Origin of the sequence: Novosphingobium sp. fls2-241-R2A-195 (assembly GCF_030209485.1) — a bacterium.
Classification (GTDB): Bacteria; Pseudomonadota; Alphaproteobacteria; order Sphingomonadales; family Sphingomonadaceae; genus Novosphingobium; species Novosphingobium resinovorum.
In genome coordinates this window covers 52,248-75,692 of sequence record NZ_JARVRY010000019.1, presented here as the reverse complement: position 1 = coordinate 75,692, position 23,445 = coordinate 52,248, and the positions used below count along the sequence as shown (strand labels likewise).

Sequence of the window (23,445 nt, the reverse complement as noted above, 5' to 3'; positions counted from 1 at the left end):
CATGAACGCCATCACCCGGATCCTCGACTGGCCCGCCGCGCCGCTGGAGGACAATCCGCTGGTCCTGTGGGACGCAGACGCCATCGCGCGCGCGGTGAAGGGGGAGGCGAGCACGGACTTCACCGTCTCCGGCGTCGAGATCGACAGCCGCGACGTCCAGCCCGGCGACCTGTTCTTCGCGCTGAAGGGCGAGGCGATGGACGGCCACCGCTTCGTCGAGGCTGCCTTCGCCAAGGGCGCGGCGGCCGTGGTGGTGGACCGCCCGGTCGATGGCCCGCATATCCTTGTCGAAGACACGATGGAGGCGCTCGAACGCCTCGGCGCGGCGGCTCGCCTGCGCGCGCGTGGCCCGATTATCGGCGTCACCGGCTCGGTCGGCAAGACGGGCGTGAAGGAGATGATCTTCGCCGCGCTCGACCGCTCCAGCCGGGGTGACGCGCACCGTTCGGTCAAGAGCTACAACAACCACGTCGGCGTCCCGCTCAGCCTTGCCCGCATGCCCAGCCGCGCGCGCTATGGCATCTTCGAGATGGGCATGAACCACGCGGGCGAGATCGCCGCGCTGACCCGGCAGGTTCGCCCGAACGTCGCGCTCATCACCACGATCGCCCCCGCGCACATCGAGATGCTCGGTTCCGAAGAGGCCATCGCCGACGCCAAGGCGGAAATCTTCGAGGGACTGGAAGAGGGCGGAACCGCCGTCATCCCCGCCGACAGCCCGCACTTCCTGCGCCTGCGCGATGCGGCGCTGGCCTTGGGGGCGAAGGTCGTGTCGTTCGGCAAGGCGGCGGATGCGGACGTGCGGCTGCTCGATGCGGTGCCCGCGATCGGCGGCGGCTCGCTCGTCACCATCGACATGGGCGACCGGCGCGTGTGCTACACCGTCGCCGCGCCCGGAGAGCATCAGGCGATCAACTCGCTGGCGGTTATGGCTGCGGTACGTGCCGTTAAGGGCGATCTGGGTGCCGCTGGGGTGGCGCTTGCCGAGATGGGCGGGCTGGCCGGTCGCGGTGCGCGGATGGAGATCGATGTTGAGGGCGGCAAGGCCCTGCTGATCGACGAAAGCTACAACGCCAACCCGGCTTCCATGCGTGCCACGCTGGCGCAGCTGGGCCGCACGCCCGCCCATCGCCGGATCGCCGTTCTCGGCGCGATGAAGGAACTGGGCAGCCACGGTCCCGACTACCACGCCGGCCTCGCCGAACCGATCCGCGAGGCGGGTGTCGACTACGCGATTCTGGTCGGCGATGAGATGAGTGCTTTGGCGCAGGTACTTGGGGGGGAACTGGGGAAATCCGGGGCTTCCGGCCTTGGCAAACCGGTGGCATTCGCCCATTGCGCAAGTGTGCGGGAAGCTGTCGAAACCTTGCGCGCTTTCGGCCTCGAACGGGATGACGCTATCCTTGTGAAGGGCTCGAATTCGGTGGGTCTGGCAGCACTCGTGACGGTGCTAGGAAAGACGGAAGGGTAGGGGCGAAAGCCCGCAAGATGCTGTATCTCATCGCAGATTGGTTCCACTACGAGGGACTGTCCAACCTCTTCCGCTACCAGACGTTCCGCTCGGGCGCGGCCTTCATGACGGCGCTGTGCCTCGGCCTGCTGATCGGGCCGAAGTTCATCAACATGCTGCGAGTCCGTCAGGGCAAGGGCCAGCCGATCCGCGAGGACGGCCCGCAGAGCCACCTCGCCAAGCGTGGCACGCCGACGATGGGCGGGTTGATGATCCTGACCGCGCTAATCGGCTCGATGGTCCTGTTCATGGACGTCAAGAATCCGTTTGTCTGGGCCTGCGTGGCGGTGACGGTGGGTTTCGGCGCGATCGGCTTCCTTGACGACTACGACAAGGTGACCAAGCGCCACCACGCCGGATTGTCGAGCAAGATCAGGCTCCTGCTGGAATTCGTGGTGGCGGGCATCGCGTCCTACATCATCGTCAGCCAGCTGAATACGAACCTTTACGTGCCGTTCCTGTCGGGCCGCTACATTCCGCTCGGCCCGTTCTACTACGTCTTCGCCGCCGTGGTAATCGTGGGTGCGGGCAACGCGGTGAACCTGACTGACGGCCTCGACGGCCTCGCGACGATGCCGGTCATCATCGCGGCGGGCACTTTCGCGATCATCTGCTACCTCGCGGGCCGCGTCGATTACGCCACCTACCTCGGCATTCCGCACGTTCCGCGCGCGGGTGAACTGGCGATCTTCTGCGCCGGGATCATGGGGGCGGGCCTTGCCTTCCTGTGGTTCAACGCGCCGCCTGCGGCCGTGTTCATGGGCGACACCGGCAGCCTCGCCCTCGGCGGCGCGCTGGGCTGCATAGCGGTCGCGGCGCATCACGAGATCGTACTGGCAGTCGTCGGCGGGCTGTTCGTGCTGGAAGCGGCCTCGGTCATCATCCAGGTCTTCTGGTTCAAGCGCACCGGCCGCCGCGTGTTCCGCATGGCGCCGATCCACCACCACTTCGAGCAGAAAGGCTGGAAGGAATCGACCGTCGTGATCCGCTTCTGGATCATCTCGATCGTCCTTGCGGTGCTGGGCCTCGCCACTCTGAAACTGCGTTGAGGAGAGCGGTCGGGTGATCGTCTCCTCCATCTTCGCCGGCAAGCGCTACGCGGTCCTCGGCCTCGCGCGTTCGGGCCTCACCGCCGTCGCCACGCTGGTCGAGAGCGGGGCGCACGTCATGGCATGGGACAGCCGCGACGAAGCGCGCCAGCAGCTGTGCGAGTGGACCGACTGCGGCAAGGTGGAACTCGCCGACCCGGTCAGCGCCGACATCACCGGCTATGACGGCGTCGTCGTCTCGCCCGGCATTCCGCTGAACCGCCACCCCATCGCCGAAGCCGCCGAGCGGGCGGGCGTGCCGGTGATCGGCGACATCGAACTTTTCGCGCTGGCCCGCGCCAGCCTGCCCGCGCACCGCGTGGTCGGCATAACCGGCACCAACGGCAAGTCCACCACCACCTCGCTCGTCTGCCACTTGCTCGAAGTCGCGGGCGTTCCGGCGCGCGCGGGCGGCAATATCGGCGTGCCGGTGCTCGGCCCTGAACCCTTGCCCGAGGGCGGCGTCTACGTGCTCGAACTGTCGAGCTACCAGATCGACATCACCCGCAGCCTCGACTGCGATGTCGCAGCGCTGCTCAACATCACCCCCGACCACCTCGACCGCTACGACGGGTTCGAGGCTTACGCCGCCTCCAAGGGGCGCCTCTTCTCCATGCAGGGGCGCGAGCGACAGGCCGTGTTCGGCGTGGGCGACAAGGAGACGCGGTCGATCGCCCATATCGAGGCCGCGGGCCGCGCGCCCGGTCTGGTGCGCTTCGCGGACGGCGCGGACCTCGTCGAGATCCAGAAGGAATGGCCCTCGCTGCAGGGGCCGCACAACCTCCAGAACGCCGCCGTGGCGGTCGCCATCGTCGAGGCGCTGGGGGTGAAGAAGGCGCAGTGGCGCAAGGGTCTGCGCACCTTCAGCGGCCTCCCGCACCGCATGGAGCGCGTCGCGGTGGCGAACGGCGTCACCTACATCAACGATTCCAAGGCGACCAACCCGGCCTCCACCGCGCCCGCGATCGCGGCATTCCCGCCCGATCCGGAGCCGCGCATCCACTGGATTCTCGGCGGCCTTCCCAAGGGCGACAACCTCGACGAATGCGCGCCGTTCTTCGGCAATATCGCCGCCGCCTATACCATCGGTGACGCGGGGCCGCTGTTTGCGGAAATCCTCTCGCCCTACACGCAGGTCCACCGCAGCGAGATGATGGCCGAGGCGATCCGTCAGGCGATGGTCGCGGCCAAGCCCGGCGACGTCGTCATGCTGTCACCGGCCTGCGCCAGCTTCGACCAGTTTCGCGACTACGAAGCGCGGGGTGACGTTTTCCGCCAGATCGTCGAGGCGCTCTTGGAAGGGCAGGATTGATGGCTACCCTTGCGCAAGGCCCGAACGCGCAGCGCTACAACCGCAATCGCCGCAGCCAGATCGCGATCTGGTGGCAGGAGATCGACCGGCCCACGCTGGTCCTCGTGCTGATCCTGATGGCGATCGGCGCGGTCGCCGTGGCGGCGGGGTCGCCCGCGAGCGCCAAGCGTCTCTCGACCTCGGTAGAGAAGCTGCGTTCGCTGCACTTCTTCTACCTGCACATGCGCTGGCAGTTGCTGGGCCTTGCGGCGATGTTCTGGGCCTCCAGCCTGACCAAGGAGAGCGCGCGCCGCTTCGGCATCCTGCTCGGCGCGGCGATGCTGTTCGCGCTGGTGCTGGTGCCGATCGTCGGGTCCGAGGTGAACGGCGCCAAGCGCTGGCTGCGTTTCGGCATCTCGCTCCAGCCATCGGAATTCCTCAAGTGCGGCTGGCCGATCCTGCTGGCATGGATCGTCTCGTGGCGCGCGCGTGATCCGCAGATTCCGGTCGTCGGCATCTGCTTCGCGGTGATGGGTCTGCTTGGTGCGCTGCTGATGCTCCAGCCGGACTTCGGCTCGACGATGCTGTTTTCCGGCGCGTTTCTGGTGATGATCCTGCTGTCGGGCATCGACGTGAAGCGCATCGGGATGTTCGCGGGCGCAGGCATCGCGGGTCTTGTCCTGATGTATTTCACGTATGACAACGGCCGCAACCGCATCGACAACTTCCTGTTCGGCGGCTCGGCCTTCGACCAGGTGGACCTTGCCCAGCGCACCCTGCTCAACGGCGGGTGGACCGGGCTCGGCTTCTGGATGGGCACGCGCAAGATGGCGCTGCCCGAGGCGCATACCGACTACATCTTCTCCGTCATCGGCGAGGAGTTCGGGTTGCTCGCCTGCATGGTCATCGTGATCCTCTACCTGGCGATCCTGACGCGGGTGATCCTGCGGTTGGTGGACGAGGAGGACCTGTTCACGGTGCTCGCCGCATCGGGCTTCGCCGCGCAGTTCGGCGGGCAGGCGTTCATCAACATCCTCGTCAATCTGCAGCTGTTCCCGTCCAAGGGCATGACCCTGCCGCTTATCAGCTATGGTGGTTCGTCCACCGTGGCGATGTGCCTCTCCATGGGCCTGCTGCTGGCGGTGACGCGGCGCAACCCGTTCATTCAGCGCGAGAAGTTCAGCCTGCGCGCCATCGGAGATATGTCATGAGTTCGGTTTCGCGCCATTACGTGCTTGCGGCCGGCGGCACTGGCGGACACCTGATCCCCGCCTTCGCGCTCGCCGCCGAACTGCACGCGCGCGGCCACCACGTCGCGCTGGTGACCGACGAGCGCGGCGCCGCGATTCCCGGCAAGCCCGAGTATCTGACCACCCACGTCCTGCCCCAAGGCCGCATCGCGGGGAAGAACCCGCTCGGCTGGCTCAAGGGCGCGAAGGGCGTGCTGGCCGGTCGCCGCATGGCGCTGCGCCTGTTCGAGAGCTTCGAGCCGACCGCCGTGGTCGGCTTCGGCGGCTATCCGGCGATGCCGACGATGCTGGCCGCGCGCGCCGCGAAGCTGCCGATCGTGCTGCATGAGCAGAACTCGGTGCTCGGCCGCGTGAACCGTTGGTTCGCCAAGAAGGTGGACGCCATCGCCACCTCGGCCGAGAAGACCGAGAAGCTGGACCCGGCGCTGGCGGGCAAGGTCACCGTTGTCGGCAACCCGGTGCGCGAGGACGTGCTGCGCCTGCGCGAGCAGCCGTACCCCGAATTCACCGAGGACAGCCTGTTTCGCATCCTCGTCACCGGCGGCAGCCAGGGCGCACGGGTGCTTTCGGACGTGGTGCCCGAAGGTCTGGCGATGCTGCCCCCGGCGCTCCGTTCGCGCCTTCAGGTGATCCAGCAGGCGCGCGCCGAGGACATCGAGCGGGTGCGCGAACGCTACGCCGCGCACGGCATCCCCGCCGAACTGGCGACCTATTTCGAGAACATGGCCGAGCGCCTTGCCGGTGCGCACTTGTTCATCGGCCGCTCGGGCGCCTCGACGATCGCGGAACTGACCGCCGTGGGCCGTCCGGCGATCCTGATCCCGCTGCCTTACGCGATGGACGACCATCAGAGCGTCAACGCGCGCGAGATGGTCGCGGGCGGCGGCGCGCGGGTGATCCGCCAGCCCGCCGTCACCACCGAGAACCCCGACGCCTACAAGGGCGACAAGCGCAATGCGCTGCTCAGCGAACAGGCCGAGGTCCATCAGAAGATGGCCAAGGACTTGTGCCTGCAGATCCAGGCGATCGCCCAGCATCCCGAGACGCTGGCCAATGCCGCGCATGCCTCGTGGAACTGCGGCTATCCGAACGCCGCGCGTGATCTGGCCGACCTCGTCGAGAGCTTCGGCGCGGCGCCGATCATGGACGTCATTCGAATGGAAAAGGCCAGCGCCCCGCAAGGCGGTGAGGCACTGGCAATGGAGACTTTTAAGTGAAGGGTCTTGGGAAGTGAAGGGCGTCGGCACCGAAATCGGGACCATCCATTTCGTCGGGATCGGCGGCATCGGCATGTCGGGCATTGCCGAGGTCATGCACAACCTCGGCTACTCAGTGCAGGGCAGCGACATTGCCGAGGGCTATGTCGTCGAGGGCCTGCGCGCGCGCGGGATCAAGGTGATGATCGGCCACGCCGCCGAGAACGTCGAGGGCGCGGCGGTGGTGGTCACCTCCACGGCGGTGAAGCGCGAGAATCCCGAGGTCGTCTATGCCCTCGAACACCGCATCCCGGTGGTGCGCCGTGCGGAAATGCTGGCCGAACTGATGCGCCTCAAGAACACCGTCGCGGTGGCGGGTACGCACGGCAAGACCACCACGACCTCGATGGTCGCGGCGCTGCTCGATGCGGGCGGCGTGGACCCGACGGTCATCAACGGTGGTATCATCAACTCCTACGGATCGAACGCCCGCCTCGGCGCGTCGGACTGGATGGTGGTCGAGGCCGACGAGAGCGACGGTTCGTTCCTGCGCCTCGACGGCACGATCGCGATCGTCACCAACATCGATCCCGAGCACCTCGATCACTACGGCTCGTTCGAGAGGATCAAGGAATCCTTCGTCGAGTTCATCGAGAACGTGCCGTTCTACGGCGCGGCGATGCTGTGCATCGATCACCCCGAAGTGCAGGCGATCATCCCCAAGGTGCGCGACCGCCGCGTGGTGACTTATGGCTTCTCCGCCCAGGCCGACATTCGCGGCGAGAACGTGACGCCGATCCCCGGCGGCAACCGCTTCGACGTGGCGCTGCGCCAGCGCGACGGGGCTTTCCGCCGAATCGAGGGCATCGAGCTGCCGATGCCGGGCCGCCACAACGTCCAGAACGCGCTCGCCGCCGTGGGCGTGGCGGTGGAGATGGGTTGCTCGGACACCTGCATCCAGACCGGCTTCTCCAAGTTCGGCGGCGTGAAACGGCGTTTCACCAAGGTCGGCGAAGTGGAACTCGACGGGGGCTCGGTCACCGTGATCGACGACTACGGCCACCACCCGGTCGAGATCCGCGCCGTGCTCGCCGCCGCGCGCGAGGGCGTCCAAAACCGCGTCATCGCAGTGGTGCAGCCGCACCGCTTCACCCGCCTGCGCGACCACATGGAAGATTTCCAGGGCGCCTTCAACGACGCCGACGTGGTCTATGCCGCGCCCGTCTACGCGGCGGGCGAGCAGCCGATCGAGGGCGTGGACAGCGCGGAGATGGTCGCAGGGATGAAGGCGCGCGGGCATCGCTCGGCGCAGGTCATCGCGGGCGCGGACGCGCTGGCGGAGGTGCTGGCGGGCTCGATCCAGCCGGGCGACATGATCGTATGCCTCGGCGCGGGTGACATCACCAAGTGGGCCGCCGGCCTTGCCGACAGCATTCGCGTGCGGAGGGCGGGGTGACACTCACGTTCGATCAGACGGCGGTTCGGGGCAAGCTGACGGCCAATGCGCCGCTGGCCCCGCTCGTCTGGTTCAAGGCGGGCGGCCATGCGCAGTGGCTGTTCGAGCCAAAGGATCTGGCCGACCTGCAGGATTTCCTGCGCGCTCTGGACCCGGCGGTGCCGCTGATGGCGCTGGGCCTCGGTTCCAACATGATCGTGCGCGACGGCGGCGTTCCGGGCGTGGTGATCCGGCTGGGCAAGGCCTTCGCCAAGGTCACCAAGGTGGATGACGTCACGCTCGACTGCGGCGGCGGTGCCTCGGGCATCCTCGTGTCCTCGACCGCGCGCGATGCAGGGATTGCGGGCGTGGAATTCCTGCGCTCGATCCCCGGCACCGTGGGCGGTTTCGTGCGGATGAACGGCGGCGCCTATGGCGGCGAGGTCAAGGACATCCTGATCGACTGCGACGTGGTGCTGCGCTCGGGCGAACTGGTGACGCTGGGCAATGCCGATCTCGGCTATACCTACCGCCATTCGCAGCTGCCCGAAGGCGCGGTGGTCGTCTCCGCGCGCTTCAAGGGCCGTACCGGCGAACCCACCGCGATCCAGGCCGAGATGGACCGCATCTCCGCCGCGCGCGAGGCCAGCCAGCCGCTGCGTTCCAAGACTGGCGGCTCCACCTTCAAGAACCCCGAGGGCCACGCCGCGTGGAAGCTGGTGGACGAGGCTGGCTGTCGCGGCCTGACCATGGGCGGCGCGCAAGTGAGCGAGAAGCACACCAACTTCCTGCTCAACACCGGCGAGGCCACCAGCGAGGACATCGAGAACCTCGGCGACGAAGTGCGCCGCCGGGTAAAGGACAAGTCCGGCGTCGATCTCGAATGGGAAATCCAGCGGGTAGGAACCCGCCCATGAGAGACGATCGCCTGTCCCGCCACGAGCAGCAGATTCTCGACAACATCGAGGAATTCGGCTGCCACATCACCGTCGTCACCCCGCCCGAGGAGCCGGACGAGGACGATGAGGAAGAAGGCGAGGAACAGTTCGCCTATTCGGTCGGCTTTCGCACCAGTGTCAGCCAGCCCGAGGTGATCGTCTTCGGCTTCTCGACCGAACTCTCCGCCGCCGTCATCAACGGCTTGCTCGACATGTGCCGCGAGGGCTTCGAGATGGAGGACTGGAAGGTCGTCGATGGTCTCCTCAAGGGCCACCGCTGCGTGCTGCGCGAAGTCGAGCCGGAATGCCTGATCCCGCACTACTTCAACTCGGCGATGTGGTACGCCGAGCATGAGGGCGAGGAAATGTCCCGCGCGATGCAGATCGTCTGGCCGGGCGTGGACGACGGCCTCTTCCCCTGGGACAAGGGCTGCTCCGAAGCCGTCCGCGACCTGCAAACCCCGCTTTATCGAACGAGTCTGAATTCATGAGCCTGAATCCCCTCCATGTCGCAGTCCTGATGGGCGGTTGGTCGAGCGAACGCCCGGTCTCGCTGATGAGCGGCGAGGGCGTGGCCAAGGCTCTGGAATCCAAGGGCCACACCGTCACCCGCATCGACATGGACCGCGACGTCGCGCTGCGTCTGGCCGAGGCGAAGCCCGACGTCGTGTTCAACGCCCTCCACGGCGCGCCGGGCGAGGACGGCACAGTGCAGGGCATGATGGACCTGATGGGCCTGACGTACACGCATTCGGGCCTCGCGACTTCGGTGATCGCGATCGACAAGGAACTGACCAAACAGGCGCTGGTCCCGCACGGCGTGCCGATGCCGGGTGGCCGCGTGGTCAAGTCCGCCGACATTCACGTGGCTGATCCACTGCCGCGTCCTTATGTGCTCAAGCCCGTGAACGAGGGGTCCTCGGTCGGCGTCGCCATCGTCACGGCCGAGGGTAACTACGGCAACCCCATCGCGAAGGATGTGACCGGGCCGTGGCAGGAGTTCGAAGAACTTCTGGCCGAGCCCTACATCCGTGGCCGCGAACTGACGACCGCCGTAATCGGCGACCGCGCGCTGCTGGTGACCGAACTCAAGCCCAAGTCGGGCTTCTATGATTTCGATTCCAAGTACACCGACGGCATGACTGAGCACGTCTGCCCCGCCGACATCCCTGACGATATCACGCAGGCCTGCAAGGATATCGCGCTGCGCTCGCACCAGTTGCTGGGTTGCAAGGGCACCAGCCGTTCCGACTTCCGCTGGGACGATACACAGGGGATCGAGGGGCTGTTCCTGCTCGAAGTGAACACCCAGCCCGGCATGACGCCGCTCAGCCTCGTGCCCGAGCAGGCGCGCGCCTGCGGCATGGACTATCCCGAACTCGTCGAGGCGATCATCGCCGAGGCGCTTGCCGACAAAGAAAAGGCCAAATGAGCCAGACCATCCGGCGCAAGGGCACCACCGCCCGCAAGGCCGCCGCGCAGGCAGGCGCGCAGCGCAAGGTGCGCGTCGCCAAGGCGCGGACCGGATCGGCGCTCGATTCCGTCATGGCCTGGCTGCCGTTTTCCGAAGGGCAGCTCCACAAGATCTTCCTCGTCGCCATCCTCGGCGGCGCGGCGGCGCTCGTCTGCGTGGTCGCCAGCTTTGCCGGACTGCCGGGGCTTGCCGGGCACCAGATGGCGCTGGTCGCGGGGCAGACCGGCTTCGAGGTGAAGCGCGTCGAAGTGCGCGGCGTCAAGAACATCAACGAACTCAAGGTCTACGAGAAGGCACTGGCCGAGCGTGATCGCGCCATGCCGCTGGTCGACATCGAGGCGCTGCGGCAGGATCTGCTGACGCTGTCGTGGGTCAAGGACGCGCGCGTCTCGCGCCAGCTGCCCGATACGCTCGTGATCGATATCGTCGAGCGCGAGCCGCATGCGGTGCTGCGCAAGGCCGACCGCTTCGTGCTGATCGACGAGACGGGCCATGAACTCGAAGCCATCAGTCGCAAGGATGCGGGCGGCAAGCTGATCGTCTCCGGCCCCGGCGCGGGGCAGCAGGTGATCGCGCTCGGGCACTTGCTGGAAGCCGCGCCCGCGATGAAGCCGCGCGTCGCCGAGGCCGAGTGGATCGGTAACCGCCGCTGGAACCTGACGTTCCAGTCGGGGCAAGTGCTCGCGCTGCCCGAGGGAGATCGCGAGTCCGCCGGGGCGCTGGTCACGTTCGCGCGGCTCGACGGCACCAACCGCCTGCTCGGCGGCAAGGTGACGGCCTTCGACATGCGCGCGAAGGACCGCATCTACATGCGCGTGCCGGAGCAGGACGGGCAGGAACTGGCCTTGAAGGCGGGCTCGGTTCCGCATACCGGCGCCACCGAAACGACGGCGGGGGAAGAACAGTAATGGCCAACCAGCGCATCACCCGCGTGTTCGGCGCGGTCAATATCGGCTCCTTCCGGATTTCCGCGATCGTTGCGGGGATCAACGAGGTCGGCGACATGGTCGTGCTCGGCTCGGGCCACCGCGCCAGCCAAGGCATCAAGCGCGGCTTCGTCACCGACATGGCCGCCGCGACGTATGCCGTGCGCGACGCCATCGACCGGGCCGAGAAGATGGCCGACACTGCCGTCCAGAAGGTCTGGATCGGCTGCTCGGGGGCAGGGCTCGCCAGCCGTATCGACCAGTTCGACGCCGAAATCGGCGGCCGCCGCATCGAGCAGGAGGATATCGACCAACTGCTCATCTCCGCCAAGGACGTGATCCAACCGGACGGGCGCATGGTGCTGCATGCGCAGCCCGCGCAGTACAGGCTAGACGGCGCGCACGGGGTGATCGACCCCAAGGGCCTCCATGCCGAGCGCCTCGGCGTCGACATTCACATCATGCTGGCGGACGGCGCCCCGATCCGCAACCTGACCGAAGCGGTGCAATCCGCGCACTTAGAGGTGGAGGCCGTCGTCGGCTCGCCCATCGCGGCAGGGCAGGCATGCCTTTCGCCCGAGGAGCGCGATCTTGGCGTCGCCCTCGTCGAGTTCGGCGGTGAGGTCACGAACGTCGCGATCTACGAGCAGGGCATGCTCAAGGACATGATGTCGATCCCGATGGGCTCGGCTGACATAACCGACGCCATCGCCTCGGCCTTCGGCATCCGCCGTTTCCAGGCCGAGCGGCTGAAGTGCGTCAACGGCTCGGCCATCGCCAGCCCGCACGATCACCGCGAGATGATCCCGGTCAACGCGCCGGGCGAGGAAGGCACCGGCCCGATCGCCCGCCATGCCGACGACAAGAACCGTATCCCGCGCGCCGAACTGATCGGCGTCATCACCGGCCAGCTCGGCATGCTGATGGAGGAGGTGAACAAGGCGCTCAAGACGATGCGCTTCACCGGCCAGCGCGGCAAGCAGGTGGTCTTCACCGGCGGCGGCGCGGAACTGGTGGGGCTGGCCGACTATGCGCAGGCCGCGATCGGCAAGCCGGTCCGCATCGGCAGGGTCGCGCACCTCTCGGGGCTGGCCGAGGCACATGTGAAGCCGGGTTTCTCGACCTTGGCGGGGCTGGTGCTCTACGCGGCGGCGGACCCGCAGGACATCCGCTCGCTGGGGCGCAGTCACCAGAGCACGGTGCGGCTCGGCAAGCTGGGCATGGTGGGCCGTGTCTATCAGGCTTTGCGCGAATACTTTTGACCGTTTCGAAGGCCTTAAAGACCAGCCGTGCAAACCGGACGACAAACGCGGAGGAAATGGCGGAATTGGCGGCTTTGGCTGTGGACAAAGGTTTATGGTCCTTTGCCTAGACGAATCGAAGCGTGCAATCAGAGTGGTCAAGGAATTTTCTTCGCGCGACGTGCCTGCAGGAGAGCGAAATGAGCATTAACATCGGACCGCCGGCTATCGAGGAGCTTCGTCCTCGCATTCTAGTCATCGGCGTCGGCGGTGCGGGCGGAAACGCGATCGCCAACATGATCGGCGCCCAGATCGAGGGCGTGGACTTCGTCGTCGCCAACACCGACGCGCAGGCGCTGAACAACTCGATCGCGGAAACCCGCATCCAGCTCGGCCCCGAGATCACCCAGGGCCTCGGCGCCGGTGCCCGCCCCGAAGTGGGCCGGGCGGCGGCTGAGGAAACCCGTGAGGAGCTGGAGCGCCTGCTCGACGGCGTCCACATGGTCTTCATCGCGGCCGGCATGGGCGGCGGCACCGGCACGGGTGCGGCCCCGATCATCGCACAGGCCGCGCGCGAGAAGGGCGTCCTGACCGTGGGCGTCGTCTCCAAGCCGTTCATGTTCGAAGGCACGCGCCGCATGCGCGCCGCCGATTCGGGCATCGAGGAGCTGCAGAAGCACGTCGATACGCTGATCGTCATCCCCAACCAGAACCTGTTCCTGGTGGCGAAGGCGGAAACGACCTTCAAGGAAGCGTTCACGCTGGCCGACGAAGTGCTCCAGCAGGGCGTGCGCTCGATCACCGACCTGATGATCATGCCCGGCCTCATCAACCTCGACTTCGCGGACGTCCGCTCGGTCATGGGGGAGATGGGCAAGGCGATGATGGGCACTGGCGAGGGCGAAGGCCCCAACCGCGCGCTCGAAGCCGCCGAACGCGCCATCGCCAACCCGCTGCTCGACGGCGTGTCGATGCAGGGCGCGAAGGGCGTCATCATCTCGATCATCGGCGGCGACGACATGAAGCTGCTCGAAGTCGATGAGGCCGCGAACCACATTCGCGAACTGGTCGATCCCGATGCGAACATCATCTGGGGTTCGGCGTTCAACCCGGACCTGCAGGGCAAGATCCGCGTCTCGGTCGTCGCCACCGGTATCGAACAGACCACGGAAATGGCCGAGATCGCCTCGCGTCCGCTTAATCTCGGTGCCTCGCGCGGGATCGCCCGTCCGGCGCTGCACTCGCCGCCGCCGGCTCCAAGCTATCAGGCACCCGCCGCTCCGGCGCCGGCGCCGGCGCCTGCTCCGGTCGCGCAGCAGCCGGCTCCGGAGCCCGCGCCCTTCGTGGCGCCGACGCAGGCTTTCGAGCCTTCGGCGGAGCTTGAACTCGGTGCCGAGGATGAAGCGCAGGCCGCACCTGCCGCGACCTCTGGCTTCGCTGGTCTGCGTGGCATCCAGAAGGAGCCGCTTGATCTCAGCTTCGAAGCTCCGGTCGAGCCTGCTCCGGTGCCCCGCCGCACGCAGGACGAATTGCTGCTCGATGGCGGCCAGGCCGCTCCCGCACCCGCCGCGCCGCGTGCCAAGCCGGTCGGCGGCGGCAGCACTTTGTTCGAGCGCATGACCAGCCTGTCGCGCCCGCGTCCCGGCGCCGAGCCGACTGCCGGTGAGGACGATGGTGATGCGGGGTCGATCAGCATCCCACGCTTCCTGGGCCGCCAGAACAACCAGTAAGTCGTGAGAGGCGGGGCATTGCTCCGCCTCTTGCTCCTTCGGGCCGCGTCGTCGAAGGAAGTCCGTCGCAGGGCGGGCATGTTCGCTTTAGGTTCATCTGCGCCGGGCCATGGCGCCAAGGGCGCGCATCCCTGCGCGCATGGAGTCGTTCGGCATCCCGGCCGCCGTTCGACTTTCCGGTTCGTAAAGCGTCGGCAGTCGTCGTGGGGAGGGCTGCCTGAGGGTTCGGGGTACAGAGGACTTGCGGGTGGATCACTTGGTTTCGCGGTTGCTCGGCGGTGTGGCGCTGGTCGGCGCTCTCGCGAGCGCGCCGGCATTGGCGCAAGGCGCTCCTGCCGCTTCGCATCCGGTGGTTCAGGCCGTTCCCGGCGAGAACAACAAGAAGCTCGGCACCGCGCTGGCACGTCTCGGCCGCGATTCTCGCGATGTCGCGGCGTTGATCGACGCCGGTGATGCGGCGCGGGCGCTGCAGGACAATGCCGCTGCCATCGGTTTCTATCGCCGAGCCGACGAGGTCAGCGCTGGCAATCCGCGCGTACAGGCGGGGCTTGGCAGCGCCTTCGTTCACAATGGCGACCCGGTGAGCGCGATCCCATGTTTCGATGCCGCTGAGAAGGCGGGCGCCACGCCCGCGCTGATTGCGGCCGACCGAGGGCTTGCCTACGACCTTGTTGGAGATAATGCCTTAGCGCAGCGATACTATGCCGCGGCAATGACAAGCGCATCGGGCGACAAGGCGGATGAACTGCGCAGCCGCCTCGCGGTCAGCCAGGCGATCGGCGGCGACGTCGATGCCGCTTATGCGACGTTGCTGCCGCTCCTCAACAAACAGGACAAGCCGGGTTGGCGCACCCGTGCGTTTACCCTCGCGATTGCCGGCGAGCCGGACAAGGCGGTGGAGATCACCAACACGATTCTGCCCGGCCAGCTGGCGCAGAGCATAGCGCCATACTTGCGCTACATGCCACGTCTGACCAAGGCGCAGCAGGCGGCCGCCGCGAATCTCGGTCGCTTTCCGCGCGCCTCCGAGATTGGGCGCGACGATGCGCGTATCGCCGCTTACGCTCCGCCGCGCGGTTCGGCCGCCGGGGCAGGGCTGATTCCCAAGGGCGAGCCGCTCGGAGGAGCGGGCGGCATCAGGCTGGCGAAGGCCGCCCAGCCCTCGCGCACCCGCACGACGCGGACGGATACGACGCAGGCAGGGCGGCAGGTGGCAGCGTCCGCGAAATCGACGAGCCTCGCATCGGTCGATCCCGATCGCGTCGCTCCGCCCGAGCCCAAACCCGCGATCGAGCGTGATAACGGCGAATTGCCGCCGGTCGGACGCAGTTCCGAGCCTCCGAAGCTCGCGGTGGCAACGCCGGCACCGGCACTGGCACTGGCACCGCAGCCTGCGCGAACGCCGGCTGTCGCACCGACGATCCGCACCGGGCAGGCGTCGACTTCCTCGGCGTCGGCCGAGAGGCCGGCGACGCCGGGCTTCGATCTCGGTCGGCTGCCTGCGTCTCAGGCACCTGCCGCTCCGCCGCCGACCAGCACGCTCGCAGCCAGGACTCCTCCGGCAGCGCCGCTGGTCTCCACTCCCGCAAGCCCGCCCCCGGTGCCGGGACCAGGGCAGCTCTCGCTTTCCGAGATTTTCGCCGATATCGGCAAGCCGACCGTTGACGTCCTGCCGGCGTCGGGTGCGGTCGACATCCGGCTGATTACTCCGGCTGCTCCGCCGCCACCCCGCGTCCAGTTGCCCAAGGTCGAAGAGGGCAAGCCCGTCGAAACGGATGCTCCGGCTACGGAGGTCAAGGACGCCAAGGCCTCGAAGGCGAAGACTGCCGCTGCCAGGGCCGCCGAGGCGAAGGCCAAGGCCAAGGCGGATGCCGAGGCCAAGGCGAAGGCCGAGGCGGCGGAAAAGGCGAAGAAGCCAACGCATCCCAGCCGCATCTGGGTTCAGATCGGGGTCGGGCGGGACAAGAGCGCCATCGCTTTCGACTGGCGGCGCTATACGCGTGAAAATGCGGCGTTGCTCAAGGGGCGTAGCCCTTACGTCAGCGAGATGGGCCGGACCAATCGCGTCCTGATCGGTCCTTTCGCGACACAGAAGGCGGCAAGTGCGTTCCTTGCCGACGCGAAGAAGCAGGGCTTCTCAGATGCATTGCCCTGGACCAGCCCGGCGGGACAGGTCGTGGATCCGCTTTCGGCCAAGTAATTCTGCGGGTTATGGGGCTTTGTCGGAGCCTTGTGTTAACGTGCATTCATATTTATCCACACGCTGTGAACAGGCTTGTGCAGTTATGCGCAGGCGATATCGGCGCGTGGATTGTGCTTCCCTACCTGCAGGCAGCATCCATGCACCCGTATTCTCGGAGGGCTGATGTCGCAGATTATGAGGACCGTTCAGGACGATATCGACCGGGACGACGAGGCTGCCCCCGTGGAAATGCTCGCCTCGCTTTTCGAAGCGCGCGACTGGCCCTTCGAATATGCCGGTGAGGACGAGATCTCGGCCGAGATCAAGGGCGCCTGGGCGACGTACCAGTTGCAGGCCATCTGGCGTCCGGAGGACCGGGTGCTGCAACTCCTGTGCCTTCCCGACATCCGCGTGGCCGATGCCAAGCGTTCCGCCGTGTTCGAGGCGCTGGCGCTCATCAACGAGCAGGTCTGGCTGGGGCACTTTGACATGTGGTCGAACGGCGGCGTCGTGCTCTATCGCCATGGGCTGATGCTCGGGCCGGACGGGCTGCTCGGACCGGGGCAGGCACAGATGGTGGTCGAGGCCGCGATCGAGGAATGCGACCGCTTCTACCCGGTGTTCCAGTTCATCCTGTGGGGCGACAAGACCCCGTCCGAAGCACTCGCGGCGGCCCTGGTGGACGCGGCCGGGGAAGCCTGACCCCTCGTCACTGCGTTTCGCAGCGTGGTTGGCTATGCCGCCCGTTGGTCCCGCTGCGCATGGCACGCATGGCCCTTGTGGCCTGTGATCGGCTCGCCTAAGTCGCGACCCGATCCAGTTTCGAGGGAATATGCGCATGGACCGGTTTCAGAACATCCTGCTCGTGGGCTGCGGCAACATGGCGGGCGCCATGCTGACGGGCTGGCTGGCGGGCGGCATTCCGGCCTCGCGCTTCACCGTCGTCGATCCGCACCGCGAGAGCGTGCCTGAAGGTGTCGCGCTGCTGTCCGAACTGCCTGCGGAAGGCCGCTTCGATGCTGTGATGCTGGGCGTCAAGCCGCAAGGCCTCGACGCTGTCGCAACGGCGGTGGGGGCGCTCGTCGGCCGTGAGACCGTGCTGTTCTCGATCCTCGCGGGTGTCGAATTCGACAGCCTTGCGGCGCGCTTCCCGCAGGCCGGCGCGCTGGTGCGGATCATGCCGAACCTGGCGGCCGCCATCGGCAAGTCGCCGGTCGCACTCGACGCGCGCGGCCTCGACGAGACTGGCCGCGCGGCCGTGACTGCGCTGATGGAGCCGCTTGGCACGCCCGAGTGGCTGGCGGGCGAGCATCTGTTCGACGCGGTCACCGCGCTGGCCGGCTGCGGCCCGGCGTTCGTCTATCGCTTCATCGATTCCCTCGCCGCGGGCGCGGTGGCGCTCGGTCTGGATGCGGGCCAGGCGCAGCGGCTGGCGCTCGCGATGGTCGAAGGGGCGGCGCAGCTCGCCGGCGCTTCCGAGTTCTCGCCGGGCGAACTGGCGGACAAGGTTGCCAGCCCGGGCGGCTCGACCCGCGCGGGAATGAACGTGCTGGACGAGGGCGGCGCGCTGGCCGGCGTTGTGCTCGAAGCGATGACCGCCTCGCGCGATCGCAATGCCGAGATGGCGGCCGAGGCCCGGCGCGGCTGATCGTCGTGGTTTGAAGCCGGAGCCAAGAAGAAATAGGTCCGTTTTACACTTTGTCACAAATGGCGCGGGCCGGTTCTTCTTGAAACTTTCGCGTTCGAGCGCGATATTCCCTCCTGAGCGGGACCGCATTTGGCTGGCTTCTCCGCTAAAGGGAGTTTGAAATGGCGAATTGGAACGACCCCCAGCCCCGTCAGGGCTTCGGTGCGTCTCCGAGCCGTGACGGCAGCGATCTCGGTCGCACCGCCGGCCGGACCGCTTACGATGCGGGTCTGCGTCGGCATATGCTGTCGATCTACAACTATATGGCCTCGGGCGTGCTGCTTTCGGGCATCGTCGCGATGCTCTTCGCGCCTTACGCGATCGCTATGATGCAGTCGCCGATCAAGTGGCTGGTCATGCTGGCCCCGCTCGGCTTCGTCTTCGCGATCAGCGGCGGCGCGCAGCGCTTCAGCGAAGGCACGCTGAAGGTGCTCTACTGGGCGTTCGCGGCCGTGATGGGCGTATCGCTCTCGACGATCTTCGTGATCTACACGGCGACCTCGATCGCGACCACGTTCTTCGCGACGGCGGCGGCTTTCGCGGGCCTCAGCCTCTACGGTTACACCACGAAGAAGGACCTGTCGGGCTTCGGCACCTTCCTGATCATGGGCGTGGTCGGCATCCTGATCGCCTCGCTGGTGAACATCTTCGTGGGTTCGAGCGTGCTGCAGCTGGCGATCTCGATCCTCGGCGTGCTGATCTTCGCTGGGTTGACCGCCTATGACACGCAGATGCTCAAGAACCAGTACTACCACCTGCGCGGCACGGATTTCGTCGGCAAGGCCGTGATCCTCGGCGCGCTGAGCTTGTACCTGGACTTCATCAACATGTTCCAGTTCCTGCTGAGCTTCCTCGGCCAGCGGGACTAAGGGCGGCGGTTAATCGCAACCGGAATGGAGATAATTTTCCTCCGAAGCGATTAATCCACAGTGCAGTTTCACCTAAGCATGATGCCCGGTGCGTTTTATCGCACCGGGCATTTGCTTTATGACTCAGCGGGGTTAGACCGTTTGCCGCGATGGAGAACGATGCGTGTACCGAGGGCTTGAGATGATCGACAACGGGCAGGGGCGTCGTCGCCTTTCCTTGCTGGCGGGCTCGGCGGTGGCCGTCACGCTTGCCGCGCTGGCAGGCTGTGCGAAGCCGCCTCCGCCCCCGCCACCCCCGCCGCCGGTCGTGGTGATCCCGCCGATGCCGACGCCGCCGATGGGCGCGCCGCTCGAAATGAGGGTTCCGGCCAAGGCAGAGGATGGCACGCGCCAGACCGTGAATTATGGGATTTCCACGTCGCAGACGATCTGGAACTTCCGCTCGGCCTATAACGTGGCTGCGCTCAACTGCGTCGAGGTTCAGTTCACCCCGATCCTTGAGGGCTACAAGCGTTTCCTGAAGGTCTACGACAAGTCGCTCGACCGTGCGAGCAAGGAAATCGACGCGAGCTTCCGCACGCAGCATTCCGGTCGCGCCGCGATCGTCGCGCGCGAGACCTACCAGACGCAGGTCTACAACTTCTTCTCGCTGCCGCCGGTGGACTCCAGCTTCTGCCAGGCAGCGATGGAAGTGAGCGCCGAATTGAACACGGTGGAGCCGAGCCAGTTCGACAACTGGTCCTACACCGGCCTCGCCAAGCTCGAGGCGCCGTTCAAGGCGTTCTTCGATGCTTATGACCAGTACCGCGCCGATCTGGCCGCATGGCAATCGCGCTACGGATCGAACGGCCTCATCACCGTGCGCCCGAATGCGGAGCAGGTCATGGCCCAGCCCGTCGTCCAGCCTCAGGCGAGCGTGCCGCAGGCACAGTGACGTCGGCAGTGGGCGCGAGAATCTTCGCGCCCGCCCATTTTTTCTCTTCCGCGCGGGAGGCGTCTTCGCTAAGGGGACGCTCCCGAGCGCGGTGACGCAATCGGACTTGATACTGGAACGGGGCCGTAGCTCAGCTGGGAGAGCGCGTCGTTCGCAATGACGAGGTCAGGGGTTCGATCCCCCTCGGCTCCACCAGTATCGCACAATTCAGGCGTGTCCGGACGAACCGGGCATCACCCGGCCCGAGACACGGCCGGGTTTTTTGTTTATCTGCGGCCAGCGGCGTTCAGCGGAGGGAAAACCTCCGGCGACCGGGACCGGTCGCGAAGGGGCGCTTCATCAGCGCTGGAAGCGATAGGACCGATGCATTTTCTCGACCAGGCCAAGATTTACGTGCGTGCAGGCGGCGGTGGCCCCGGCGCGGTCAGCTTCCGGCGTGAGAAGTACGTCGAGTACGGCGGCCCCAACGGCGGCAACGGCGGCAAGGGCGGCGACATCATCTTCGAAGCCGTGCCCGGCCTCAACACGCTGATCGACTTCCGCTATACCCAGCACTTCAAGGCCCCGCGCGGCGGCCACGGCATGGGCCAGAACCGCAACGGCGCGGCGGGCAAGGACCTGGTCATCAAGGTGCCGATCGGCACCCAGGTCATCGCCGACGACGAAGGGCGCGACACCGTGCTGCTCGACCTCACCGAGCCGGGCCAGCGCGTCACTTTCATCGAAGGCGGCATGGGCGGGCGCGGCAACGCCAGCTACAAGACCAGCACCAACCGTGCTCCGCGCCAGCACCAGCCCGGTATGCCGCCGATCGAGCAGTGGGTGTGGCTGCGCCTCAAGCTGCTGGCCGACGTCGGCCTTGTCGGCATGCCCAACGCGGGCAAGTCCACCTTCATCAACGCGCTGTCGAACGCCAAGGCGAAGGTCGGCGACTACGCCTTCACAACCCTGCGTCCGCAGCTCGGCGTCGTAATGCACAAGCACCGCGAGTTCGTGCTGGCCGACATTCCCGGCCTGATCGCAGGTGCGGCGGACGGTGCGGGGATCGGCGATCGCTTCCTCGGCCACATCGAACGCTGCCGCGTGCTGGTCCACCTCATCGACATCTCCAACACCGATCCGGTGGAGGCGATGCAGGTCGTCGAAGAGGAACTGGAAGCCTACAGCGAATTGCTGGCCGACAAGCCCCGCCTCGTCGCGCTGAACAAGGTCGACCTGGTCGATGACGCACTGGCGGAGGAATACGCCAAGGAACTGCTCAAGGCCGGCGCGGACGAAGTGTTCCCGATTTCCGGCGCGACCGGCAAGGGCATGCCGCGCCTGCTCGACGCGGTGATCGACTACCTCCCGGCCGCCACCGTGACCGAACGTCCCACCGGCGAGCGCGAAGAGGCCGACGACACGCCTTGGTCGCCGATCTGACGTAACCCTTTTTTCGTCATTGCGAGCGAAGCGAAGCAACCCAGGGCAGCACTAAATCGCCCTGGGTTGCTTCGCTTCGCTCGCAATGACGATGTTTCAGGCGCGTCGAAGTCACGGCACGGTCCACCCGCCCAACCTTGCGCTTTCCTCAACTGCACCTTTCCCCTAGAGGCTGGCACGCCCATGCCTATTGCCCGACTCTCAGACCTCGCCGATTCCTCCCTTGCGCCGCGCCTTGTCATCAAGGTGGGTTCGGCGCTGCTCGTCGGGCCGGAGGGCGTCCGACGCGCATGGATCACGCAGCTGGTGGCCGAGATCGCCGAGGCGCGCGGGCGGGGGCAGGACGTGATCGTCGTCTCCTCGGGCGCGATCGCGCTGGGCGCGGCGACGCTGGGGCTGGAGAAGGGGGGACGCGGCAGCCTCGCCGACGCGCAGGCCAGTGCCGCCGTCGGCCAGATCGCGCTTTCGGGCCTCTGGGCCGAGCTTCTGGGCGCGCACGGCATCACCGCCGCGCAGATGCTGCTGACACTGGAGGATCTGGAGGACCGCCGCCGTTACCTCAACGTCACGGCCACGCTGAGCCGCCTGCTCGATGCGGGCGCGGTGCCGGTCATCAACGAGAACGATTCGGTGGCGACCCAGGAAATCCGCTTCGGCGACAACGACCGCCTCGCCGCGCGCGTGGCGCAGGCCGCGCAGGCGAGTGCGGTGGTGCTGCTTTCCGACATCGACGGCCTCTACGATCGCCACCCCAAGCAGCCCGGTGCGAAGATGATCCCGGTGGTCGAGGGTGTCACCGCCGAGGTGCGGGCGATGGCCAGCACCGAATCGAATTCCGGCATGGGCTCGGGCGGCATGGTCTCCAAGCTGCAGGCGGCCGAGATCGCGGAGCTGGCGGGCATCTGCCTTGTCATCGGTAACGGCCAGCACGAACGCCCGGTGGCGCGCATCGTGGGCGCCAAGGATCGCGAGGGCATCGGCACCCTGTTCGTGCCCCGACGCAAGGCCGCCGCGCGCAAGGCGTGGCTGGGCGGCCGCCTGCGTCTCAAGGGTGAGATCGTGGTGGATGACGGTGCCGCAGCGGCACTCGGGCGCGGGTCCAGCCTGCTCGCCAAGGGCATCACGGCGGTCGAGGGCGTGTTCTCGCGCGGCGATCCCGTCGCCATCGTCGACGGCGCGGGCAAAGTGCTCGCCCATGGCCTTTCCGAATACGACGCCGCCGAATGCGCCGCCATCGTCGGCCTGCATTCGAGCGAGCAGGAACAGGTGCTCGGCTATTCGCCGCGCTCCGCTGTGGTCCACCGCGACCAGATGGTGCTGAAATGAACCGCCGCCGCAATCTCATCGACCGCCCGGTCATCGCGCTCACCGGCGCCACCGGCTTCGTCGGACAGGCCGTTCTGGAAGCGGCCATCGAGGCTGGCTTCGCCGTGCGCGCACTCACCCGCCGCGGCCAGCCCGAGCGCGAGCATGTCGACTGGATCGGCGGCGAGCTGGGCAATCCCGCCTCGCTGGTCGAACTGGTGCGCGGGGCCGAGGCGGTGATCCACGTCGCGGGCGTCGTCAACGCGCCCGATGCGGCCGGGTTCGAGGCGGGCAACGTCACCGGCACCCTCAACCTCATCGAAGCGACCGTGGGCGAGGGCGTGCGGCGCTTCGTCCATGTCTCCTCGCTCTCCGCGCGCGAGCCGGAACTCTCGGCCTACGGCGCTTCCAAGGCGCGGGCCGAGAAGATCGTCATGGCCAGCCCGCTCGACTGGACCATCGTGCGCCCGCCCGCGATCTACGGCCCGCGGGACAAGGAGATGTTCGAGCTGTTCCGCGTGGCGCGCTGGGGCTTCATCCCGATGCCGAAGCAGGGTCGCGCCTCGATGATCCATGTCGACGACCTGGCGCGGCTGCTCGTCGCGCTGGAGCCGGGCGGGCTGTCGGTGACCGGCAAGGTCTTCGAGCCGGATGACGGCAAACCGCAGGGGTGGGAGCATTTCGAACTCGGCCTCGCGATCGGCTGGGCGCTGGGCAAGCGGCCGCGCGTGATCGGCCTGTCTCCGGCGATGCTGCACCGCGCTGCGCGCATCGACAATTTTTTGCGCGGCCCCCGTGCAAAAATGACGCTCGACCGCGCCGCCTACATCAGCCATCCGGACTGGGTGGTCTCGCCCGAGGCCGCGCCGCCGGGCAAGCTCTGGCGTCCCCGCATCGAGACGCGCGAAGGGCTGAAGGCCACGGCGCAATGGTATCGTGAGCACAAGTGGCTCTGAAGAGGTAACGC

General features: G+C 67.0%; 20 protein-coding genes and 1 tRNA gene. All 21 read left to right on the top strand.

Features of this window, described 5'->3' with window-relative positions; translation table 11 throughout:
* Position 1 precedes the first annotated feature (1 nt).
* Complete coding sequence (locus QRN25_RS14855) at positions 2-1,471, top strand: UDP-N-acetylmuramoyl-tripeptide--D-alanyl-D-alanine ligase (RefSeq protein WP_285020103.1); 1,470 nt, start codon at positions 2-4, stop codon at positions 1,469-1,471.
* A gap of 17 nt (positions 1,472-1,488) precedes the next feature.
* Positions 1,489-2,559, top strand: coding sequence for a phospho-N-acetylmuramoyl-pentapeptide-transferase (mraY, locus tag QRN25_RS14850; RefSeq protein WP_285020102.1), 1,071 nt, complete (start codon positions 1,489-1,491; stop codon positions 2,557-2,559).
* A 13-nt stretch (positions 2,560-2,572) separates the two neighbouring features.
* Entirely contained in the window at positions 2,573-3,910 is a 1,338-nt protein-coding gene (gene murD, locus QRN25_RS14845) for a UDP-N-acetylmuramoyl-L-alanine--D-glutamate ligase (RefSeq protein ID WP_285020101.1), read from the top strand.
* The gene (locus QRN25_RS14840) at positions 3,910-5,100 is read left to right on the top strand and encodes an FtsW/RodA/SpoVE family cell cycle protein (protein WP_008830203.1); all 1,191 of its coding nucleotides are present in this window, start codon (positions 3,910-3,912) and stop codon (positions 5,098-5,100) included. The genes murD and QRN25_RS14840 overlap by 1 nt, the downstream gene beginning before the upstream one ends.
* Positions 5,097-6,356, top strand: a complete 1,260-nt coding sequence (gene murG, locus QRN25_RS14835) for an undecaprenyldiphospho-muramoylpentapeptide beta-N-acetylglucosaminyltransferase (protein ID WP_285020100.1) — start codon at positions 5,097-5,099, stop codon at positions 6,354-6,356. Before QRN25_RS14840 ends, murG begins: the two co-directional genes overlap by 4 nt.
* 13 nt (positions 6,357-6,369) lie before the next feature.
* Positions 6,370-7,791, top strand: coding sequence for a UDP-N-acetylmuramate--L-alanine ligase (gene murC, locus QRN25_RS14830; protein ID WP_285020099.1), 1,422 nt, complete (start codon positions 6,370-6,372; stop codon positions 7,789-7,791).
* Positions 7,788-8,687, top strand: a complete 900-nt coding sequence (murB, locus tag QRN25_RS14825) for a UDP-N-acetylmuramate dehydrogenase (RefSeq protein ID WP_285020098.1) — start codon at positions 7,788-7,790, stop codon at positions 8,685-8,687. Before murC ends, murB begins: the two co-directional genes overlap by 4 nt.
* Positions 8,684-9,199 carry a DUF4262 domain-containing protein gene (locus QRN25_RS14820; RefSeq protein WP_285020097.1) on the top strand — a complete coding sequence of 172 codons (516 nt, stop codon included), beginning with the start codon at positions 8,684-8,686 and terminating at the stop codon, positions 9,197-9,199. The genes murB and QRN25_RS14820 overlap by 4 nt, the downstream gene beginning before the upstream one ends.
* Positions 9,196-10,140 (top strand): D-alanine--D-alanine ligase, encoded by a 945-nt coding sequence (locus QRN25_RS14815; RefSeq protein ID WP_285020096.1) that lies wholly within the window; start codon positions 9,196-9,198, stop codon positions 10,138-10,140. The genes QRN25_RS14820 and QRN25_RS14815 overlap by 4 nt, the downstream gene beginning before the upstream one ends.
* Positions 10,137-11,090, top strand: a complete 954-nt coding sequence (locus QRN25_RS14810) for a cell division protein FtsQ/DivIB (protein ID WP_008830197.1) — start codon at positions 10,137-10,139, stop codon at positions 11,088-11,090. The genes QRN25_RS14815 and QRN25_RS14810 overlap by 4 nt, the downstream gene beginning before the upstream one ends.
* A complete protein-coding gene (ftsA, locus tag QRN25_RS14805; RefSeq protein ID WP_008830196.1) occupies positions 11,090-12,370 on the top strand; it encodes a cell division protein FtsA in 1,281 nt (426 codons plus the stop codon). Before QRN25_RS14810 ends, ftsA begins: the two co-directional genes overlap by 1 nt.
* A gap of 179 nt (positions 12,371-12,549) precedes the next feature.
* The gene (gene ftsZ / locus QRN25_RS14800; RefSeq protein WP_285020095.1) at positions 12,550-14,079 is read left to right on the top strand and encodes a cell division protein FtsZ; all 1,530 of its coding nucleotides are present in this window, start codon (positions 12,550-12,552) and stop codon (positions 14,077-14,079) included.
* 247 nt (positions 14,080-14,326) lie between these two features.
* On the top strand, positions 14,327-16,279 hold the full coding sequence (locus QRN25_RS14795) for an SPOR domain-containing protein (protein WP_285020094.1): 1,953 nt from the start codon (positions 14,327-14,329) through the stop codon (positions 16,277-16,279).
* 165 nt (positions 16,280-16,444) lie between these two features.
* The gene (locus tag QRN25_RS14790) at positions 16,445-16,963 is read left to right on the top strand and encodes a type III secretion system chaperone family protein (protein WP_285020092.1); all 519 of its coding nucleotides are present in this window, start codon (positions 16,445-16,447) and stop codon (positions 16,961-16,963) included.
* A gap of 136 nt (positions 16,964-17,099) precedes the next feature.
* Positions 17,100-17,909, top strand: a complete 810-nt coding sequence (gene proC / locus QRN25_RS14785) for a pyrroline-5-carboxylate reductase (protein ID WP_285020091.1) — start codon at positions 17,100-17,102, stop codon at positions 17,907-17,909.
* Between the two features lie 161 nt (positions 17,910-18,070).
* The gene (locus tag QRN25_RS14780; RefSeq protein ID WP_008830191.1) at positions 18,071-18,817 is read left to right on the top strand and encodes a Bax inhibitor-1/YccA family protein; all 747 of its coding nucleotides are present in this window, start codon (positions 18,071-18,073) and stop codon (positions 18,815-18,817) included.
* Between the two features lie 163 nt (positions 18,818-18,980).
* The gene (locus QRN25_RS14775; protein ID WP_156799823.1) at positions 18,981-19,751 is read left to right on the top strand and encodes a hypothetical protein; all 771 of its coding nucleotides are present in this window, start codon (positions 18,981-18,983) and stop codon (positions 19,749-19,751) included.
* Between the two features lie 119 nt (positions 19,752-19,870).
* Positions 19,871-19,946 (top strand) — tRNA-Ala (locus tag QRN25_RS14770).
* A gap of 168 nt (positions 19,947-20,114) precedes the next feature.
* Positions 20,115-21,173, top strand: coding sequence for a GTPase ObgE (gene obgE, locus QRN25_RS14765; RefSeq protein WP_008830189.1), 1,059 nt, complete (start codon positions 20,115-20,117; stop codon positions 21,171-21,173).
* Between the two features lie 183 nt (positions 21,174-21,356).
* On the top strand, positions 21,357-22,499 hold the full coding sequence (gene proB / locus QRN25_RS14760; protein ID WP_271184594.1) for a glutamate 5-kinase: 1,143 nt from the start codon (positions 21,357-21,359) through the stop codon (positions 22,497-22,499).
* Complete coding sequence (locus QRN25_RS14755) at positions 22,496-23,434, top strand: NAD-dependent epimerase/dehydratase family protein (protein ID WP_285020090.1); 939 nt, start codon at positions 22,496-22,498, stop codon at positions 23,432-23,434. The genes proB and QRN25_RS14755 overlap by 4 nt, the downstream gene beginning before the upstream one ends.
* Positions 23,435-23,445 lie beyond the last annotated feature (11 nt).

Excerpts from the sequence above, each read along its gene's own strand:
- ftsZ (WP_285020095.1), top strand. The coding sequence starts at position 12,550 with ATGAGCATTAACATCGGACCGCCGGCTATCGAGGAGCTTCGTCCTCGC.
- obgE (WP_008830189.1), top strand. The coding sequence starts at position 20,115 with ATGCATTTTCTCGACCAGGCCAAGATTTACGTGCGTGCAGGCGGCGGT.
- QRN25_RS14815 (WP_285020096.1), top strand. The coding sequence starts at position 9,196 with ATGAGCCTGAATCCCCTCCATGTCGCAGTCCTGATGGGCGGTTGGTCG.
- proB (WP_271184594.1), top strand. The coding sequence starts at position 21,357 with ATGCCTATTGCCCGACTCTCAGACCTCGCCGATTCCTCCCTTGCGCCG.
- QRN25_RS14790 (WP_285020092.1), top strand. The coding sequence starts at position 16,445 with ATGTCGCAGATTATGAGGACCGTTCAGGACGATATCGACCGGGACGAC.
- murG (WP_285020100.1), top strand. The coding sequence starts at position 5,097 with ATGAGTTCGGTTTCGCGCCATTACGTGCTTGCGGCCGGCGGCACTGGC.
- QRN25_RS14755 (WP_285020090.1), top strand. The coding sequence starts at position 22,496 with ATGAACCGCCGCCGCAATCTCATCGACCGCCCGGTCATCGCGCTCACC.
- QRN25_RS14855 (WP_285020103.1), top strand. The coding sequence starts at position 2 with ATGAACGCCATCACCCGGATCCTCGACTGGCCCGCCGCGCCGCTGGAG.
- QRN25_RS14810 (WP_008830197.1), top strand. The coding sequence starts at position 10,137 with ATGAGCCAGACCATCCGGCGCAAGGGCACCACCGCCCGCAAGGCCGCC.
- proC (WP_285020091.1), top strand. The coding sequence starts at position 17,100 with ATGGACCGGTTTCAGAACATCCTGCTCGTGGGCTGCGGCAACATGGCG.
- QRN25_RS14820 (WP_285020097.1), top strand. The coding sequence starts at position 8,684 with ATGAGAGACGATCGCCTGTCCCGCCACGAGCAGCAGATTCTCGACAAC.
- QRN25_RS14840 (WP_008830203.1), top strand. The coding sequence starts at position 3,910 with ATGGCTACCCTTGCGCAAGGCCCGAACGCGCAGCGCTACAACCGCAAT.
- ftsA (WP_008830196.1), top strand. The coding sequence starts at position 11,090 with ATGGCCAACCAGCGCATCACCCGCGTGTTCGGCGCGGTCAATATCGGC.
- QRN25_RS14780 (WP_008830191.1), top strand. The coding sequence starts at position 18,071 with ATGGCGAATTGGAACGACCCCCAGCCCCGTCAGGGCTTCGGTGCGTCT.
- mraY (WP_285020102.1), top strand. The coding sequence starts at position 1,489 with ATGCTGTATCTCATCGCAGATTGGTTCCACTACGAGGGACTGTCCAAC.